The sequence below is a fragment of the Streptomyces sp. Ag109_O5-1 genome (assembly GCF_003814875.1).
Lineage (GTDB): Bacteria > Actinomycetota > Actinomycetes > Streptomycetales > Streptomycetaceae > Streptomyces > Streptomyces sasae.
The window spans coordinates 11,447,234-11,463,288 of record NZ_RKQF01000001.1 but is presented as its reverse complement, the minus strand read 5'-3'; the positions used below and the strand labels follow the sequence as shown (position 1 = coordinate 11,463,288).

At 67.4% G+C, this 16,055-nt stretch carries 14 protein-coding genes and 2 pseudogenes; 7 read left to right on the top strand and 9 right to left on the bottom strand.

Features of this window, described 5'->3' with window-relative positions:
* Positions 1–48 precede the first annotated feature (48 nt).
* Complete coding sequence (locus EDD90_RS52355; RefSeq protein ID WP_123980460.1) at positions 49–1,071, top strand: aldehyde reductase; 1,023 nt, start codon at positions 49–51, stop codon at positions 1,069–1,071.
* A 253-nt stretch (positions 1,072–1,324) separates the two neighbouring features.
* A complete protein-coding gene (locus tag EDD90_RS52350) occupies positions 1,325–1,555 on the top strand; it encodes a bacteriocin immunity protein (protein WP_123980458.1) in 231 nt (76 codons plus the stop codon).
* A gap of 148 nt (positions 1,556–1,703) precedes the next feature.
* Here EDD90_RS52350 and EDD90_RS52345 read toward each other — a convergent pair.
* From EDD90_RS52345 to EDD90_RS58250, 3 genes and pseudogenes are all read right to left on the bottom strand, one after another.
* Positions 1,704–2,069 (bottom strand): annotated as a pseudogene (locus EDD90_RS52345) (IS5 family transposase); the annotation flags it as partial.
* A gap of 223 nt (positions 2,070–2,292) precedes the next feature.
* Positions 2,293–2,481, bottom strand: coding sequence for a hypothetical protein (locus tag EDD90_RS58255; protein WP_260328835.1), 189 nt, complete (start codon positions 2,479–2,481; stop codon positions 2,293–2,295).
* Positions 2,466–2,855, bottom strand: a pseudogene (locus EDD90_RS58250) (helix-turn-helix domain-containing protein); the annotation flags it as partial. The gene EDD90_RS58255 and the pseudogene EDD90_RS58250, both read right to left, overlap by 16 nt.
* Before the next feature lie 80 nt (positions 2,856–2,935).
* Here EDD90_RS58250 and tnpA point away from each other — a divergent pair.
* Both tnpA and EDD90_RS52325 read left to right on the top strand, forming a co-directional pair.
* A complete protein-coding gene (tnpA, locus tag EDD90_RS52330) occupies positions 2,936–3,334 on the top strand; it encodes an IS200/IS605 family transposase (protein WP_123980456.1) in 399 nt (132 codons plus the stop codon).
* A gap of 285 nt (positions 3,335–3,619) precedes the next feature.
* Positions 3,620–3,844 (top strand): hypothetical protein, encoded by a 225-nt coding sequence (locus EDD90_RS52325; RefSeq protein ID WP_123980454.1) that lies wholly within the window; start codon positions 3,620–3,622, stop codon positions 3,842–3,844.
* Between the two features lie 130 nt (positions 3,845–3,974).
* Here EDD90_RS52325 and EDD90_RS52320 read toward each other — a convergent pair whose 3' ends face one another.
* The 3 genes from EDD90_RS52320 to EDD90_RS52315 form a co-directional block, all read right to left on the bottom strand.
* Positions 3,975–4,262, bottom strand: coding sequence for a hypothetical protein (locus tag EDD90_RS52320; RefSeq protein ID WP_123980452.1), 288 nt, complete (start codon positions 4,260–4,262; stop codon positions 3,975–3,977).
* Positions 4,263–4,485: 223 nt separating this feature from the next.
* Positions 4,486–4,791, bottom strand: coding sequence for a transposase (locus EDD90_RS58245; RefSeq protein WP_260328822.1), 306 nt, complete (start codon positions 4,789–4,791; stop codon positions 4,486–4,488).
* A gap of 32 nt (positions 4,792–4,823) precedes the next feature.
* A complete protein-coding gene (locus EDD90_RS52315) occupies positions 4,824–5,987 on the bottom strand; it encodes a transposase (RefSeq protein ID WP_260328634.1) in 1,164 nt (387 codons plus the stop codon).
* Positions 5,988–6,365: 378 nt separating this feature from the next.
* On the opposite strand from EDD90_RS52315, the gene EDD90_RS52310 reads away from it, so the two are divergent.
* The 3 genes from EDD90_RS52310 (at position 6,366) to EDD90_RS52300 (ending at position 9,935) form a co-directional block, all read left to right on the top strand.
* The gene (locus EDD90_RS52310) at positions 6,366–6,917 is read left to right on the top strand and encodes an HdeD family acid-resistance protein (RefSeq protein WP_185149547.1); all 552 of its coding nucleotides are present in this window, start codon (positions 6,366–6,368) and stop codon (positions 6,915–6,917) included.
* Between the two features lie 30 nt (positions 6,918–6,947).
* Positions 6,948–8,282: an AI-2E family transporter gene (locus EDD90_RS52305; protein WP_123980448.1), complete on the top strand. Its 1,335-nt coding sequence runs from the start codon at positions 6,948–6,950 to the stop codon at positions 8,280–8,282.
* A gap of 546 nt (positions 8,283–8,828) precedes the next feature.
* Positions 8,829–9,935 (top strand): hypothetical protein, encoded by a 1,107-nt coding sequence (locus EDD90_RS52300; RefSeq protein ID WP_123980446.1) that lies wholly within the window; start codon positions 8,829–8,831, stop codon positions 9,933–9,935.
* Between the two features lie 579 nt (positions 9,936–10,514).
* On the opposite strand, the gene EDD90_RS52290 is transcribed toward EDD90_RS52300, so the two are convergent.
* The 3 genes from EDD90_RS52290 to EDD90_RS52275 form a co-directional block, all read right to left on the bottom strand.
* Positions 10,515–11,753, bottom strand: a complete 1,239-nt coding sequence (locus EDD90_RS52290; RefSeq protein ID WP_123972384.1) for an IS256 family transposase — start codon at positions 11,751–11,753, stop codon at positions 10,515–10,517.
* 484 nt (positions 11,754–12,237) lie between these two features.
* Positions 12,238–14,511: a methyltransferase, FxLD system gene (gene fxlM, locus EDD90_RS52280; protein ID WP_123980443.1), complete on the bottom strand. Its 2,274-nt coding sequence runs from the start codon at positions 14,509–14,511 to the stop codon at positions 12,238–12,240.
* A gap of 3 nt (positions 14,512–14,514) precedes the next feature.
* Entirely contained in the window at positions 14,515–16,002 is a 1,488-nt protein-coding gene (locus EDD90_RS52275) for a hypothetical protein (RefSeq protein ID WP_260328633.1), read from the bottom strand.
* Between the last annotated feature and the right edge of the window lie 53 nt (positions 16,003–16,055).

Below are 16,055 nucleotides of genomic sequence, written 5' to 3'. Positions count from 1 at the left end.
ACCGAGAGGCACCCCTTGATATCCGGATCCCGAGCTGAGGGCACAGAGATGGCACAGGTACTGGTCACCGGAGGGACAGGATTTATCGGGAGCTGGTGCGTCCTGACCCTGCTCGACGCCGGGCACACCGTCCGCACCACCGTCCGAGACCTGCGCCGCGCACCGGCTCTGCGCTCGTGGCTCCACGCGGCCACACCGTTCGACGACGACCGTCTGACGGTCGTACGCGCCGACCTCGAACACGCCGAGGGCTGGGACGACGCCGTCACCGGCTGCGACTTCGTCCTCCACGTCGCCTCGCCGACCCTGCGCCGCACCCCGGCGACCGACGACGAGCTGGTGATCCCGGCACGAGAAGGCGTCCTGCGGGTGCTGCGCGCCGCCCGCGACGCCGGCGTGCGCCGGGTCGTCCTGACGAGCGCCTTCGGCGCCATCGGGATCGGGCACCCACCTCGCTCGACCCCGTTCACCGAGGAGGACTGGACCAACGTCGACAGCGACATCCCGCCCTACCAGCGCTCCAAGACACTCGCCGAGCACGCCGCCTGGCAGTTCGTCGCGGACGAAGGCGGTGGTCTGGAACTGGCAGTGGTTCATCCCGTGGGCGTCCTCGGACCACTGCTCGGCCCCGACGACCCGCCCTCCCTGCGCATAGTGCGCAGAATGATCGAGGGACGGGTGCCTGCCTGCCCTCCCTTCGGGATGGGCTTCGTCGACGTGCGCGACGTCGCGGATCTGCACCTGCGCGCGATGACCGATCCGGCGGCCGCCGGCGAGCGCTTCCTCGCAACCGCCGGGCACAGCCTGCGGATCGTCGAGATCGCGCGCATTCTCCGTGACCGCCTGGGAGAACGCGCCGCCAAGGCCCCGGACCGCGAACTGCCCGTGTGGCTCGCGCGAGTGCTGGGCACCGTGAACCCGGAACTGCGACTGCTCAGGCACCAGCTCGGCCGGGATCTCGACGCCACAAGCGCCAAGGCGGAGCGGCTTCTCGGCTGGCGGGCCCGTCCCATCGAGGACACCATCGCGGAGACCGCCAAGAGCCTCCTCGCCCACGGCGTCGGGAAATGACCGGCTCGTAACCGACCGACGCAGCAGCCTTGAGACACCGAAGGTGCGTTGGACTGGTGATCCGGAGCGACTGTGTCCGCTGGCCCTGGGACCGCGCCAGCGTTCGGTGCGGGCCGCCTGATTGCCCGGTGGTTGAGCGGGGACGGGAGGCTCCGGACTGGCATGGCAATCGACATGTTCCGAAGCCGCCCGTCCCTTAGGAGCTGTCCGGGCGATCATGCGTCCCGCTAGGGTGACCCGGTGGAGGGACTTGATGAGTGCTGTGGGGATGAGTCGCGCGGAGGCGGTCGCGCTCGTGCAGCGGATCATGCAGGCGGACTACGCCTCAGACGATGAGGTGGACGGCTGGCTGGATCGGCTCGACAGAGCCCTGGCATGCCCGTCCGGTCATGTCAGCGGCTTGATCTTCTGGCCGCCGGAGCGGGAGCTTTCTGCTGATGAAGTAGTCGATCAGGCCCTGGCGTATCGGCCGATCGCTCTGTGAGGTCGGTACTCAACTCCGAAGCCAGATGAGCAGAGCCGCGCTGGTTGCAGTGCCCAGGAAGCCGTAGCCGCGCTTGTCATAGCGGGTGGCCACGGCTCGGTACTGGTCGCCACGGCGTTTCGCCCTGATGTCCTGCCGTCTCGGCCCCCTTTGACGCAGGTGCCGGCGGCGGTTCGGTCCAGGCACCGGCCGCGTGCTGATGGGCCCGCACGATGGTGGAGTCCACCGAGATGTCCCAGTCGATCTCGCCCGCGACATCGGCAGCAGCCTGGACCTGTTGCAGCAGACGCTCCCACGTGCCGTCGGCCGCCCACAGCCGGTGGCGTTCATAGACGGTCTTCCACGGCCCGAAACGCTCGGGAAGATCCCGCCAGTGCACCCCGGTCCGCACCCGGTGCAGAATCCCGTCGGTCACCTGCCGGTGATCCCGCCACCGGCCACAACGCCCATTGCTCACCGGCAGGAACGGCCGCAGCCGTTCCCACTCGGCATCCGTCAGATCACCCCGCCCCATGCCCAGGCACATGGCGGTCACATGATCGCCCGGACAGCTCCTAGTCCCCTGCACGCGGGCTGGGTGGGCTCTCCTGACGAGCCTCCAGGCCGGCACCTCTCTACGTCACGGCCCTTCGTCATCAAATGGGCTTGGCAGACCCGCTTTACTGGTGAAGGGGCGGTTTGCCGCTGCGCGCGATTCTGTGGCCTCACCAGAGTGACTGTGCGAGGTCGCCGCAGCTCTACAGCGCTGCCCGCCCCGGAGTGCGGAGCGGGCAGCGCTGTCTGTGGTGGCCCGCGCGGGGAGGCGGGATGGGGCAGACGATCCCGAAGAACAGGCTGCCCGGCGCGTCGGGGTCGTCAGAGAGGAAGTACTCGCGCACCAGGCGGATGAACTCCTTCGCGAGATCGCGCCGGGGGTGGAGTTCCACCGGCAGCCGTCCCCGTCCTTCGGAAAGTCCACCGTGTCGAACCAGCTCACGCTACGAAAGCGCGGGTAGCCCGGGGCATCGCCGGACGTGACACGGCGGAAGAACGCGGCGAACGCCCTGTCGAGACGGCGTAAGGTGGCCTGCTGCGAGCTGAAGGACCAGCGGCCCTGACGCTCCGGGTCGAACGCCCGGATCTCCTTGAGCTGCGTGGACTGCATCCCGTACCTGACGGTGGTCTGCGAGACGTGCCGCCAGGCATCGCGGCGTTCCTGCAACGCCGCGTTGTAGAGGGAACAGTGGTCCCGCAGCATCTCGCCAAGCGCCTGCTCCTGGCGGACGGTGGGCCGCATGAGGAACTTGTACGCACGGATCACCCAGCCCACCCCCTCCGGTCAAGTCCTCTCGATCCTAATACACTTGGCGCATGTCACCACACTGGTAACCAGATCCCCATATCAGACGGGGAAATCACGTCGTCTATAACCTCCACGCCCACTTGGTGCTTGTCACGAAGTACCGGCAAGAGGTCTTCCACGACGACATGCTGACGCGCTGCGAGGAGATCATGCGGGACGTGTGCGAGAGCTTCGGCGCGGAGCTGCGGGAGTTCAACGGCGAAGGCGATCACGTCCACCTGCTCGTGCACTACCCCCCGAAAATCGCCCTGTCCAAGCTCGTCAACTCCCTCAAGGGCGTCAGCTCCCGCTACCTGCGCGCGCAGTACACCGGCCGGACCAACCGGACCGGGACCGGATCCGTGTTCTGGTCCCCGTCCTACTTCGCCGGGTCCTGCGGCGGCGCACCACTGAGCATCGTCAAGGACTACATCGAGAACCAGAAGCGCCCAGCCTGACCGTCACCCCAAAGAGATCTCCGGCGCTCCGCGCCTCCGGGCCGAGGATCGCATTCCCGCCCGGCCTGAAGACCGGGACTCCCTACGAAGAACAAGGGATGGGCAATGCGTCGGCTGCAGCGTCGACCGGCTCACCCCGGGCATCGCACCGGACGGCGGCCAGTGGTGCACCAACTGCGCGGGCGGCCTGAGCGAGTTCGACTGCGAACGCTGCGGCCGGGGGCCCGGCGTTACCTGCGCGGAGTATGCGGGAACTGCGTCCTGCCCGAGCGGCCAGAAGAGCTCTTGGACGACGGCGCCGACCGCGTCCAGCCCGAACTCGTGCCGTTCTTCACGGCATTCTTGGCCTGCGAAGACCTTGAGACACGCCAGGTTCTCTCCCTGTGGATCTCGCTGGAGTCCTCTACCTACCCAGGCGCCCTGCAAGTGGATCACCAACAGGCTGTGGAGACCATCCTTGCCAACCCCGAGCACTATCGGCTGATACTCCAGTGCTCCGGCCGGAACTGACGCCGCCAACCCGATCGGACGTCATCTCGCTCGGCAACTGGCATCACTTCTTGGTTCTGGCACAGATCTTGGGGAGCGGTCGCGGAGGGTGACGATGTCGTTCGATGCAGGGGGTACGAGCCCGGGCCCGTCAGCGTTCCCGCATTCTGGTCCACCACCATCCGAACATCGCCAACTCGATGTTGTTGGGTTCCGGCAAGGTACGGCGCTGGAACTCCTCATCGATGCGTGTGATCAGTCGCCCCAAGTCACGTCTGGCTCCGGGAGGAAGGTGCAGCATCGCCCGCTCCAGGTCATCACGGGCGTCTTCCACCTCTATCCCGGGCGAATAGGCCTCGGAGGCGTTCAGATATCGTCCAGGCTGCTTAAACGCCCACTCGAAGCGGGAGAGCGCATGCGCGACCGCGTTGGGCCACATCTCCTGGTCTTCGACCTGGCGGATCGCTGCACGAGTCCGCGCGGAGACACCGTGGACCCTCAGGACCGGATACTGCCATCGTGGCCGCCACCGCTCTGCGCGGACGGCCTTGGGACGCCTACGCGGCATCGCCCTTTCGGATCGACATGAGGCCATCCTGCCACGGCTGGGCACCTGGATGGGCCCGTTCACATGCCAGAGATCTTGGGGGCGTCTCGGAGTGTTACTGGAGCAGGATCATCTTGCGGAGTGGTTCGAATCCGGCCCGGCCGTAGAGCTGCCGCTTGATCTTCTTGATGCGGTTGACGGCGCCCTCGATACTGCCGGAGCTCCAGTCGAGAGTGAGCCCGACGGTCACGGCGTCGAGGTCTCGAAGCAGGTGGAGTGCGAAGCCTGTGAGGCCGGGTAGCTGGCTGGTGTCGACTGCGTCGATCCAGGAGGGGAGTGTGGAGCCGAGGTGGTCGGTGAGTATGTCGCCGAAGTCGCGGACATGTTCGGCTGCCTTGTCCAGTTTGGCGCAGCGGGCCAGGACCTCCTTCAGGCCGGCCCGGTCTTCCTCGGTCAGGGTCGTGGGTGACGGGTGATCCAGCCGGTCACCTGCCGCACCGTCGGCGGCCGTGGCGGCGCCCCGGATGGAGCCCCGCGCAAAGTGGCGATGTGCGCGCGGACCATGCCGTAGGTGACGGGAGCTTGCTTGGCAACCAGCTCACCGTGCAGTCGGGTGACGCTGGTGCATCCCTCGGCGAATCGTCGCTCCAAGTAGGGCTTGTAGGGGGCCAGTCTGCTGGGCTGGGGCTGGTTCTCACGGAGGGTGTCCTGCCAGCGTGCGGCCTTCGCGTAGCGGAGAACGGTGTTGAGACCCCAGCCCAGATGCCGGGCGATCGACCGGCGTGAGTGACCTTGAGCAAGCAGTTCGCGGACCAGGGCATGTGCTGCCTTCTTGCGCTCGGCCCGCCGGCCGACGGGGTTCGAGTCGTCCTGCGGTCGCCCCGAAGCCGCTCCGGTGGCCTTCGGTAACACGCCGCCGGGCGAAGGGTTGCGCAGGCAGTCCCGGTAGGCGGCGACGCAGGTCTCCACGGCCCGGCCGAGGCCCTGCCACAGATGGAACCGGTCGGCGACCTGCAGAGCGTCGGGCGCACCGCGCCGGGCACCCTCGGCGTAGGCGCCCGCCCGGTCCCGGCAGATGATCTCCACGCCAGGGTGGCGGATCAGCCAGGCGGCCCGTGGCCCGGCTTCACGGGTCGGGAGCACATCGACCACGCGATGGTCTTCGACGCTGGTCAAGACGGTGGAGTGGGTCTGGCCGCGACGGATCGCGAAGTCGTCCACTCCCAGCACATGCGGCGTGTTGAGCTGCGGATCGGGCAGTGCCATGACCCTGCGCAACAAGGTCATCCTTCCTGCGGCGAAGCCCAGCTGGGCAGCCAGCCGGGAGAACGGCTCGGCGAACGTTCGGCGCGGGCAGTCGGTCGACCCGCAGATGAAGCGCCGGGCCGTCAGCCGGATCACAAAACCCTGCCCAGCGAGCGGAAGATCCTTCAGCCTGCGCTGGTAAGGGTCGTGGACACGGTCCGAGAAGCGGCCACAGTCCGGACACGCCGTCCGGGCAGCGCGGCCTCTCGCCACCACCTCGACAGTGCCGAACGCGGCCGTAACCGCCTCGACATCCACATCGTCGATCCCCTCGAACACCAACGAGTCCCAGAACGGTGCATTGGTCTGCATGACCAGCACCATCACCGTCGACAACCGACCACAGCAGCGCGAACGGCAGACACCTGAAGGAGCGTCACTTCCCGCTGTCAGACGACAAGGCGTACGCCGTCTCACGCAATCCAGACTCTCGCAATCGAACAACGGGCTAACGCTCCGCGATGACTTCCCAAGATCTGTGCCAGAACCCGCATCTCGTGAACAAAGCCACCACGGAATCTTCTCCGGCGCCTTGATCAGCGTCGGGTACGGGTCAAGCTTGGGCACGGTCTTCCTTGCGGATGCCCGTCTATCAGTGCGATTGAACGCGCTTGTTCCTTGTGCCTGGGCACAAGGAGACGGACATTCTTCGGGAGATCGCCCAGCGGCAGTGCCGGTAGGTTCCGCAGCGTGAACAAGAGCCCCGTCGCCCGCTTGGGCGGTTCCTGGATATGGCATCTGCTGTCCGGCCTGATCTCGATCGTCACCGGCGCCATCGCCGTGGCCTGGCCCGGTCCCACGCTGATCGTGCTCGCGGTGGTCTTCGGCGCCCAGCTGGTCACCACCGGCGTGTTCCGCCTGGTGGGATCGGCCAGCATGGGGGACACGGGCACCGCCCGCACCCTGACAGCAGTTCTGGGCGTGGTCAGCCTGCTGCTCGGGCTGTACGCGATCCGGCACGTCCTGATCACCGTGCTCGCACTGGGTCTGCTGCTCGGCGTCTACTGGATGGTGGACGGGTTCACCGCTGTCTTCGCGGCCCTCGACCAGCCCGGCCTGCCCGGGCGGGGGTGGAGCATCTTGATCGGCCTGCTCAACGTCATGGCCGGCCTGACATTGCTGACCTGGCCGGGGCTGTCGTTGCTGACACTGTCGCTGCTGGCCGGGCTCTGGTTGATCATGCTCGGTGCCATGCAACTCGGCCTGGCACACCGGATCCGGGTCATCACACGGCCTGCCTGACGCTCTGTCGGTAAGCACAGACCGCAGCGCATGGCGCTGCTCCACCACATCAGAGCCGCCGACCCTGGAGACAACGGCGCCGGACTCGGCGCCGGCCGCCAGACCGGGCGTACCGGCATCGTCGTGAGGAACGCGTCCACCCCCGGGCACGAACCGGGCAAGGTGTCCGACACCGTGCAGTTCGGGCCGTGGGGGTGTCGACGTGGGCTGAGAGGGGTTCGCATGCAGACAGACGGGCGACGAATATCCGAGGCACCCGCCGACGGCGATCAAAGCGATCAAAGGACCGTCCGGGCGCCGGTGTCACGGCTGACCGTGTTCGGCTGGGCCGTCGCAGCGGCAGGGGGCGTCGCGGCGGTTGCCGTGGCCGCCATGACGCTGTACAGCGTACGTTCGGTACTGATCAAGGCAGTCATCGGGCTGTTCCTCGGCATCAGCCTGGATCCGCCGGTACGCTGGATGGTCGGACGCGGAGCCCGACGCGGGCACGCGGTCGCAATCATCTTCCTCACGACGCTCGTCCTGACTGCTCTGCTTCTGTGGGCGTTTCTTCCCCCGCTGCTGAGCCAGGGCACGGGCCTCACCTCCGACTTCCCCGGCTACCTGGCGCATCTGCGCAAGCAGTCGCCGGCCCTCGCCCGGCTGGACGACCGCTTCCACCTGCTGGAGCACATCACGGCATGGGCCAGGACGATGCTCGATCGAGCCGGACACAACGCCTGGAGGTATGGGCAGCAAGCGATGGGCGCCGTATCCTCGGCCCTGCTCGTGGGCGTACTGACCATCTATTTCATGCTCGACCTGCCCCGGATACGGAAGGGGCTGGTCGGCGCCTTCCCGCAACGGCACCGCCGCAAGGCCGACGACGCCGTTGCCGTCGTCGCCGACAAGGTCGGCTCATACATGATCGGAAATTTCGCCATCTCGGCGATCGCCGGAGTCGCCACGTTCGTCGCTCTGACTGCCCTACAAGTGCCGTTCGCGGTTCCGCTGGCGGTCTTCGTCGCACTGACCGACCTGCTCCCGATGATCGGCGCGACACTTGGCGCCATGGTCTGCATCGTCGCTGCCCTGGCCACCACCGACCTGTGGCCGAACGCCATCGTCGTCGCACTGTTCTTCGTCGTCTACCAGCAGCTGGAGAACTACCTCATCGCACCGAGAGTGTTGCGCAACGCGGTGCAGATGTCGGCCCTCGCCGTGCTGCTCGCGGCACTCATCGGCGGAACGCTGCTTGGACTCATCGGCGCGCTGATGGCGATCCCAATCGCCGCTGCCATCAAGGCAATCACTGTCCCGGCGCTGCGTACCCGTCGGCACGACAGCCTCACGACGGCGCACGAAACCCCCGGCCCAAGGTCATGAAGTGCTGAATCAACACCCTGATCGACAGGCCGGCACGATCTTGCTCAGGTGGATGGTCCCGGCCACAAAGGGGGTGTGTCACGTTTAACTTCTGATCTTGGTTGGGGGCTGTCGAGAATCCGATGGTTCCTTCCGGGATGTGAGCTCGTTGATGTCGTATGGGGCGCTTTGATGAGCTGATCAGGCCGCTGAGGCGGAAGTTGGGAGCAGTCGTGCCGTTTCTGAATGACCGTCAGCGTCGACTGCCGCGAGGACCCGGCGCCTTCGCAATGAGGCCGGTCTGCATCTGCTCCGAGGGCCGCAACTGCGGTCGGCGGCGCCGTCGTCGCGTACGGCAGCCTCTGGATCCAGTAGCGCCGACTGCGGACAGGGCGAAACGGAGCGTGGCCGACGGCAGCCCGGGCGGCGTGTCCCGCCAGGCGTCGCGCGCGAGCAACACCAGCCGCCCTGGTATGGCGAGAGCCCTGGCCCCCCTCCAGGAGAGGCACACCGCGGGACCGTGTGCGTGAGAAGATCCTCCGCCAAGAATCACATTGAAGGATCCCCATGCATGAAAAATTTCTCGATGATGCGTCGAGTCATGAAATTGAGGAGATACCGCAGTCAGTGGATCAGCGCTTGGTCGAACATAACGGGTCCTACTACCAGGTGCGCCAGGCGGAGCTCGCAGGTGATGTGCACTTTCCTCCCGTCAGGAATGGTCTGGACTACTTGGTCAGCGTGGCGGAGCACCTGGAGGGTGGAAGCGAACCGAGTGCAAGAGCCATGAAGTACGCCGTGCTGCACCTGGCTGCGGGCGCCGAAGTGCTTCTGAAGGCGCGTCTGCAGATGGTGCACTGGTCCCTGGTGTTCACCAACCCCGGGGACGCTACGCGAGAAGCGCTCGAGAACGGAACACTGAACAGTTGCTCTCCGGAAGAGACGCGTAAGCGGCTGACCAACATGGCGGGTATCAAGTTCAGCCAGAGTGAAAAGGAGGCCCTCTCCGACCTGGCGAAACGCCGTAACGCTCTGCAGCACTATGGCTTGGTCGGCGAGGACGCCAAAGCCGGCAAGGTGGAGAGCACCACTGCCCAAGTGCTGAACTTCCTCATCAGTTTCGTCAGTGAGCACATCTTGGAGCACATCACGGATGAAGAGGAACGACACCACGCGGAGATCGACATGGACCGGATCCGCGGAGGGGTCCGTACGATCCAGGGCTATGTAGCAGAGCGTATGAAGGACCTCGCTCCGGTGCTGGGACCCGTCAGAGCGCTTACCCTCCAGTGCCCGCAGTGCCAGCAGTTCGCCCTCACTCCGACACTGATCAAAGGCGTGCCCGAGTGGTGCCAGTCGGACGCCAGCCTCTCCCCCATGTACTGCCACCTCTGCGTCGAGGGCTATGGCGCTCTGGGCCTGGCTCTGGGCTACGCCGTCCGCGTTCTCGACCGCGCCGCTCCTGATGCCTCGTACGACGGTGACGCCCCGAACCGGTGTCCCGTCTGCGCGATGAGCAGCCTGGTGCGAGGAGCTCGGACTGCTGCCGCTCCAGAGACACCTGTCGACTTCTGCTTCCATTGCGCAGACGTGGTCGATGGGCTGCAAGAGTGCCAGCGCTGCGGTTTCCTATACACCATTGAGCAGGGTCATCGATGCCGACTCGGTAACTGAATGCCCCGCGCATGAGGACGTCGTCCGCCGGGACGAGCCGCGAGGCCGGGCGGGGCAATCCTGTCCGGCCCCGCTGCCGTCGGATCAGCCGACACTGAGTACCTTCCAACCTGGCTGTGAGATCGAGGGGTTGCGGTGACGAAACAACGAAGCCCCAGGTAGATGGGTTGTCGGCTAACAGCAGCCTTCTCCGCCTAGAGCCCCGAGTCATTGCCCACCTATCCGGGCTGCATCTGTCCACTCCCGCGCTGCGGCTGCTGCGGCGGGGCTTGGCCGCTCGGCGACGACAGATCGGCGACTCCCAGATCTTCCGTGGTGATCCTTGCCTGGAAGCCGCGGACCGTGACAGCGTCAGGCCACGCCGACTGAAGCCGGACAAGCCTCGGCAGGAGGGTCGATCGGTAGCGGCGCCGGGCATGGAAGCTGGCGTCGCAGATGACGGCGCCCATGTGCGTCCAGCCGCGGGGCGGGGGAAACGGACCGTCACCCAGGACAGATTGAACATGGGCCGCAAGCAGCTGCGCGGGGCTCCGAGAGGGCATGAGGCAATGATCGGTCATGTCCCGCGAGGTGGTGTAGTCACGGCAGCTGTTTCGGTTCCGGTTGTGGGGTGATTTCGGGTTCGGCCGGCTTGGTGGTGAAGAGCTCGGCCATGGAGGCTTCGGAGAAGTAGCGGCGGTCGAAGACCTGCCATTCGTCGTGGAGTTCGGCCAGGACCGCGGCGGCGAGCCGGTCAAGGGCGGCGGGGTTGGGAAAGACCTGGACGACGTCGGCCCGCCGTTTGATCTCCCGGTTCAGCCGCTCCAGCGGGTTGGTCGACCAGATCTTCTTCCAGTGCGCCGGCGGGAAGTCGGCGAACGCGGTGATGTCCGTTGCCGCATCCAGCAGCATCGTCTTGACCTGCGGGAACTGCCGTCCGAGCATGTCGGCGACCACGTTCAGTTGGGTGCGCACCTGCTCACCGGTGGTCTGCGCGAAGATGGTGCGGATGGTCGCGGCGACCATCTCCCCGGAGCCCCTTTCGATCACCGAGAACACGTCCCGGACGAAGTGAACCCGGCACCTTTGCCAGGCCGCACCGAGGAAAACGGTGCGGATCGCGGCCACCAGACCGCTGTGGCTGTCGGAGATGACCAGCTGGACGTTCTCCAGGCCGCGGGCCCGCAGCGAGCGCAGGAACTTCGTCCAGAACGGCTTCGACTCACTGTCGCCGACCATCAGCCCGAGGATCTCGCGGTGTCCGGTGGCGGAGATCCCGGTGGCGATGACCACGGCCTGGGAGACGATCCGGTGGTTGACCCGGGCCTTGCAGTAGGTGGCGTCCAGGAAGACGTAGGGGAAGACGGTGTGCTCCAGCGGCCGCTCCTTGAACGCGGTCAGTTCTTCGTCCAGCTCACCGCAGATGCGGGAGACCTCGGACTTGGAGATCCCGCTGTCCGCACCGAGTGCTTTGACCAGGTCGTCGACCGAGCGGGTCGAGACACCATGCACGTATGCCTCCATCACCACGGCGAACAACGCCCGGTCGATCCGCCGCCGGCGTTCCAGCAGCGACGGGAAGAATGACCCGCTCCGCACCTTCGGGATCTTCAGGTCCAGATCGCCGGCCTGCGTGGTCAGCACCCTGTCCCGGTGCCCGTTGCGCCAGGTCGTGCGCGTCTGGGAGTGCTCGCGCGGCGCGGCACCGATCACCTCGGTGGCCTCGGCCTCGATCAGCTCCTGCAGGATGCGCTCGCACACCACCCTGATTGCTTCAACTCCATCGGCCCGACGTAGTGACTCAAGCAGCCGCATCAGCTCAGACTGGGACAAGGCCATCGCGTGCTCCTCCGGTCGAACTGCCCGTTCACCAGAGAGACTTGCGCGATGGCCTGCCCTTGTTCAGGGAGCATGCACCGCCGGCGGATGCACGCCCCGAGCAGACACCCGCGCGTTCCGGGACCCTGCCCGGCTACACCACTTCACGGGACGCCATCCAATGATCGTGCTCCAGCCGGATGCACGTACAGGGAGCGCCGCGTATGCAGCCTCAGCTGCCGACGGTGCGGCCTGTCTGCGCCCACCGGCCGTCCTGCGTGACCCCGAAGCTAAGCCCGGACGGCCTGTGCCCCTCGGCCTCGCAGTCGGCCCACAACCGGATCGTCGCGTCCTGGTACTGCCGCCGCCGGCATTCCTCACCGTCAGCGCCTTCATACCAGTCCGACCTCCTGGAAGGGCAATGACCAGCCCGGTGCGATCGCCTCAAGCGGCAGTAGCGCTGCAGCGGTCGGTGTTGGCTCCGATGCTGTCGCGGTTCCAGCTGTTACGGGGTTCGACCTGGCCACTGGAAGACCAGGCGGGAGGCGGGCTTGTCGAGTACGTCGCCGGGCGGGAGCTGCTGGTCTGGAGTACCGGCTGGGTGAGCGGTCAGGGAGGGATAGCCGGTCTTGCGCACGTGGCGGTCCCAGTCCCGCACGCAGGCGGTGAAGCAGGCTGCGAGGTCCTGCGCGGCTGGCCCGTAGGCGTGGATGAAGAACTCCCAGCGGGAGTCGGCGGGTGTGGCGGCCTTGTGGATCTGGATACAGGCCAGGTAGGCGAGGGAGCCGTCGGCCACGATTGCTGCGGCGTCGCGTTGAGAGACGAGCTGCGAGCTTTCCGGGGCGGCCAGGCGGCAGAAGCCGGGCAGGGTGGTCGCGGCATAGACCTGCAGGGTCTCGAAGCTGGTGTGGCCGGGAAGGACGACTTCGGTGCCTGTTTCGAGTCGCGGCCCGCGCAGCGCCTCCTCAAGTCCGCTGACGTTGCCGGGGACACCGTCTTCCCACCGCACCGTGACTTCACCGCCGGCCAGTTCGACGGCCGGGGCGGTGCGGGCGGCCGCGCCGCGGTCTCGCAGGAAGCCGCAGAACGTGAAGTGCTCAGCTTGAAGGGTGTCGCCGCGTCGGGTCAGGGTGATGGAGCGGGTGTAGCCGCCGATCTCCAGTGGTACGACCAGCCGGGCTCCGTCGGCGAGTTGCTGCCGCCAGGCCGGTGCGATGTCCGCCGTGTTGTGTGTGATCACGATGCCGTCGAAGCCTCCGGCCGGGACATGGGCGGGCGCGCCGAGGCAGCCGTCGCCCAGGACCGGGGTGACCCGGCCGCTGCCGGCTTCCGCGCATAGCCGTGTGGTGCGGTGGACGACGTATGGGTCGAGATCGACGGTGATCACGCGGCCGTGCGGGCCGAGGACGTGCGCGAGGAGTTCGGCATTGTACCCGCCGGAGCCGACTTCGAGCACGGTCATGCCCGTCTCCAGTTGTAGCTGTTCGATCATGTCGGCCTGCAGCCAGGCCGCTGACACGGAGCTGACTGCCGACGTGTCGGCTTCCCGGACGGTCACCACAGCGAGGTCGTCGTGGTAGGCCGTCTCCAGGGGGATCTCGGGCATGAACCGGTGCCGGGGTACCTGGTGCAGCGCGGTCTGGAGCCGCGGGGAGGGCGCCCAGCCTTTGCCGATCACGGTGTCGGCCATCCGCGCCCGCAGCCGTGAGGCCTCCGGCGGCTCACCGGGCACGGGTGGGGCGGTGTCGGCGCACGGGTAGGAGTGGACGGGCGGCAGGCCGGGCAGCGCTCCTGGCCACACCGCGTCCAGTGTGTGCGCGGAGGGTGTGAAGATCTTCCCGAGGGTGGGCAGGGTGTGCAGGTCATGCCACTCCCAGCGTACGAAGCGGTGCGGCTCGGGCAGGCCGAGCTCGCCGTTCCAGCTGGTGACGCGGACGGCGGCGGTGATGCGGCGCACGTCGAGGCGGTCGTCGTGCAGGACGGTGATGACGCAGGCGTCCTGCACGCGTGCTGTCAGCCCGGTCTCCTCCGCCAGCTCCCGTACGGCGGCGGCTGTTGCACTCTCGCCGGTCTCGACCCGGCCGCCGGGCAGTTCCCACATGTCCCGCCGCGAGCGGCCCAGCAGGATTCTGCCGAAGGAGTCGGTGGCCACGACCGCGGCGCCGAACACGGCCTGTGGATCGGGCCGCCGCTTCTCCTCGGTGCTGAACGATCCTTCCGCGCGGCCGAGGAGCAGCACCGCCAGGCCCTCTGTATCGAATCGCTCGGCCTTGGTGAACCCGTCGGTGAGCGCCGCGAGTTCGTCTTCGCCCAATGCGATGTGGCGACGCTCATCGGGTGTGTGGTCAGCGGTCGGGGTGATGACGACGAGTGTCCCGTTGTCGCGCAGTCGTGCGGCCAGGCGGCGCAGGACGCGGGCGCGATCGTGGATGAAGGCGATGGCCAGCCGGATGGTGATGAGGTCGTATCCGTCCTCGTCGAGTTCGGCCAGGTCGTCGTGCTCGATGTCCAGACACAGCCAGCGCACCCCCGTTGCCTCGGCATGGTGCGTCCGGGCCCGCTCCAGGGCGCCGTCGGCGAAGTCGGCGGCGTCGACGGTGTAGCCGAGTGAGGCCAGATAGGCGGCCAGCTCACCGGTGCCGCAGCAGACGTCGAGCGCCCGCCAGTTGTCAGGGGTCGGTACGTGCTCGGCGAGCAGGGTCTTCTCCTGGTCCCCCAGTCGGCGAAAGTCGCGGGCGTCGGCGTAGTGCTGGGACCAGTCGTCCCGGGTGTATCCCACAAATCACTCCTCGCAGGTCAACGGGTGTTGGTGCAGCGCTGCCGATGGCAGTTCGATGATCCGCAGACGGCGGCGGACCGCGCGGTCTCGGTCGCCGACGTTCGAGTGCCCCGGTTGGGTCGCCTGTGGCATGAGTACTTCGCGTGGGAGCGCCAGTAGGGCGTCGTGGACCGGCCCCGGCCCCAATGCGCCGTCGGCTTCGAGTTGTTCGACCATCATGGCCCGCGCGACGGCAGTGTCCGGCACCGCTGCGGCCGGTTGTTGCCTGATCGTCTTCGCGTGCTGGGGTGTCGGCTGTCCGGTTTGGCGCTGGAGGAGTTTACGGCAGTGCTCTTGTACGGCGAGGAGGTCGTCGACCCACAGGGCGTGCTCGTAGACGAGGTGGGCGACGTCGACGAGCCGGGTCAGCGCGGACTGTCCGGCCTGGATCGCCAGGACGGTCCCGGCCCCGGCCTGCAGGGGCAGCCACCCGGCGATCAACATCGCGCCCAGCACGGTGTAGGTGATGCCGGTGCCGATGCCGCCTACCGCCCGTCCGGCCAGGTTGATCAGCGCGGCGTTCACGCCCAGCCGCGTGTCCTCCTCCGCGATCTTGGTTGTCAGCCGGTGGTGCTCGTCCAGCAGCGCGCCCTGGGCGGTGTCCACGCGCAGTTCGGAAGCCGCGTCCACGTCGATCAGCAGCCAGGAGAACACCCGCACCCGCCGCTGCAGCGCGTTCCACCGTTTGAAGGAGTGGAAGCGGGTGCGGGCGCTGCGCACGGCCGCCATGCCCACGGGAAACACGGACAGCAGGAGCAGGGGCAACAGGGCCGGGTGCAGGATGCTGAGGACGCTGGCGGTTCCGGTGAGCGCGAGGGCGGCCGAGGCGAGAGAGATGACCTGGCCGACGATCTGGCGTGCGTAGAACAGGCCCCGGTCATTGGCCCGGTAGACCTCGTCGTGCCACGTGGAGTCCTCGACGGCTTCCAGGCGGACGTGCGCGGTGAGATGGAGGAATTCGACTTCGAGCGCGGTGCGGATCTTGGGGGTGATCCGTGCCTGGGCGACCGCCACGGCGGTGTCGAGCAGCGCGCGGGCGGACAGGAAACCGACCACGACGAGGACCTGCGGGATGGCGGCGCGCATGCGGTCGGGGGTCGGGCCCTGGGCGAACAGGTGCTGCCGGACGGCGACCGAGGCGAGCAGGCCGAACGCGCCCATGGCGGCTGAGGTGAGTTGGCAGGTGATGACGACCGTGGTCGCCGTACGGTCGGCCTTCCAGGCGAGCCGCCCGATCAGCCGGGTGATCTTGGGCAGGCGGGCGAGGACCTGATACACGGTGGCGTTGGCGGAGGCGCCGTCGTGGGCGGACCAGTACGTCTCTTCCAGGTCGTCGGTCACGTCGCCGTCCTGCGGGCCGGCCGGTGCCTCGGCCGGCGGCAACGGGAGCGGGGCGGACCGCGGCGCCGGAACGTCGCTTTCTGCCTGGGCTGCATCCGTGGGGTCACTCATGCCGCCCGCCTCGTATCCGCCTGTGCTCCGCGGCGTGCGGGGACGCCGGCACA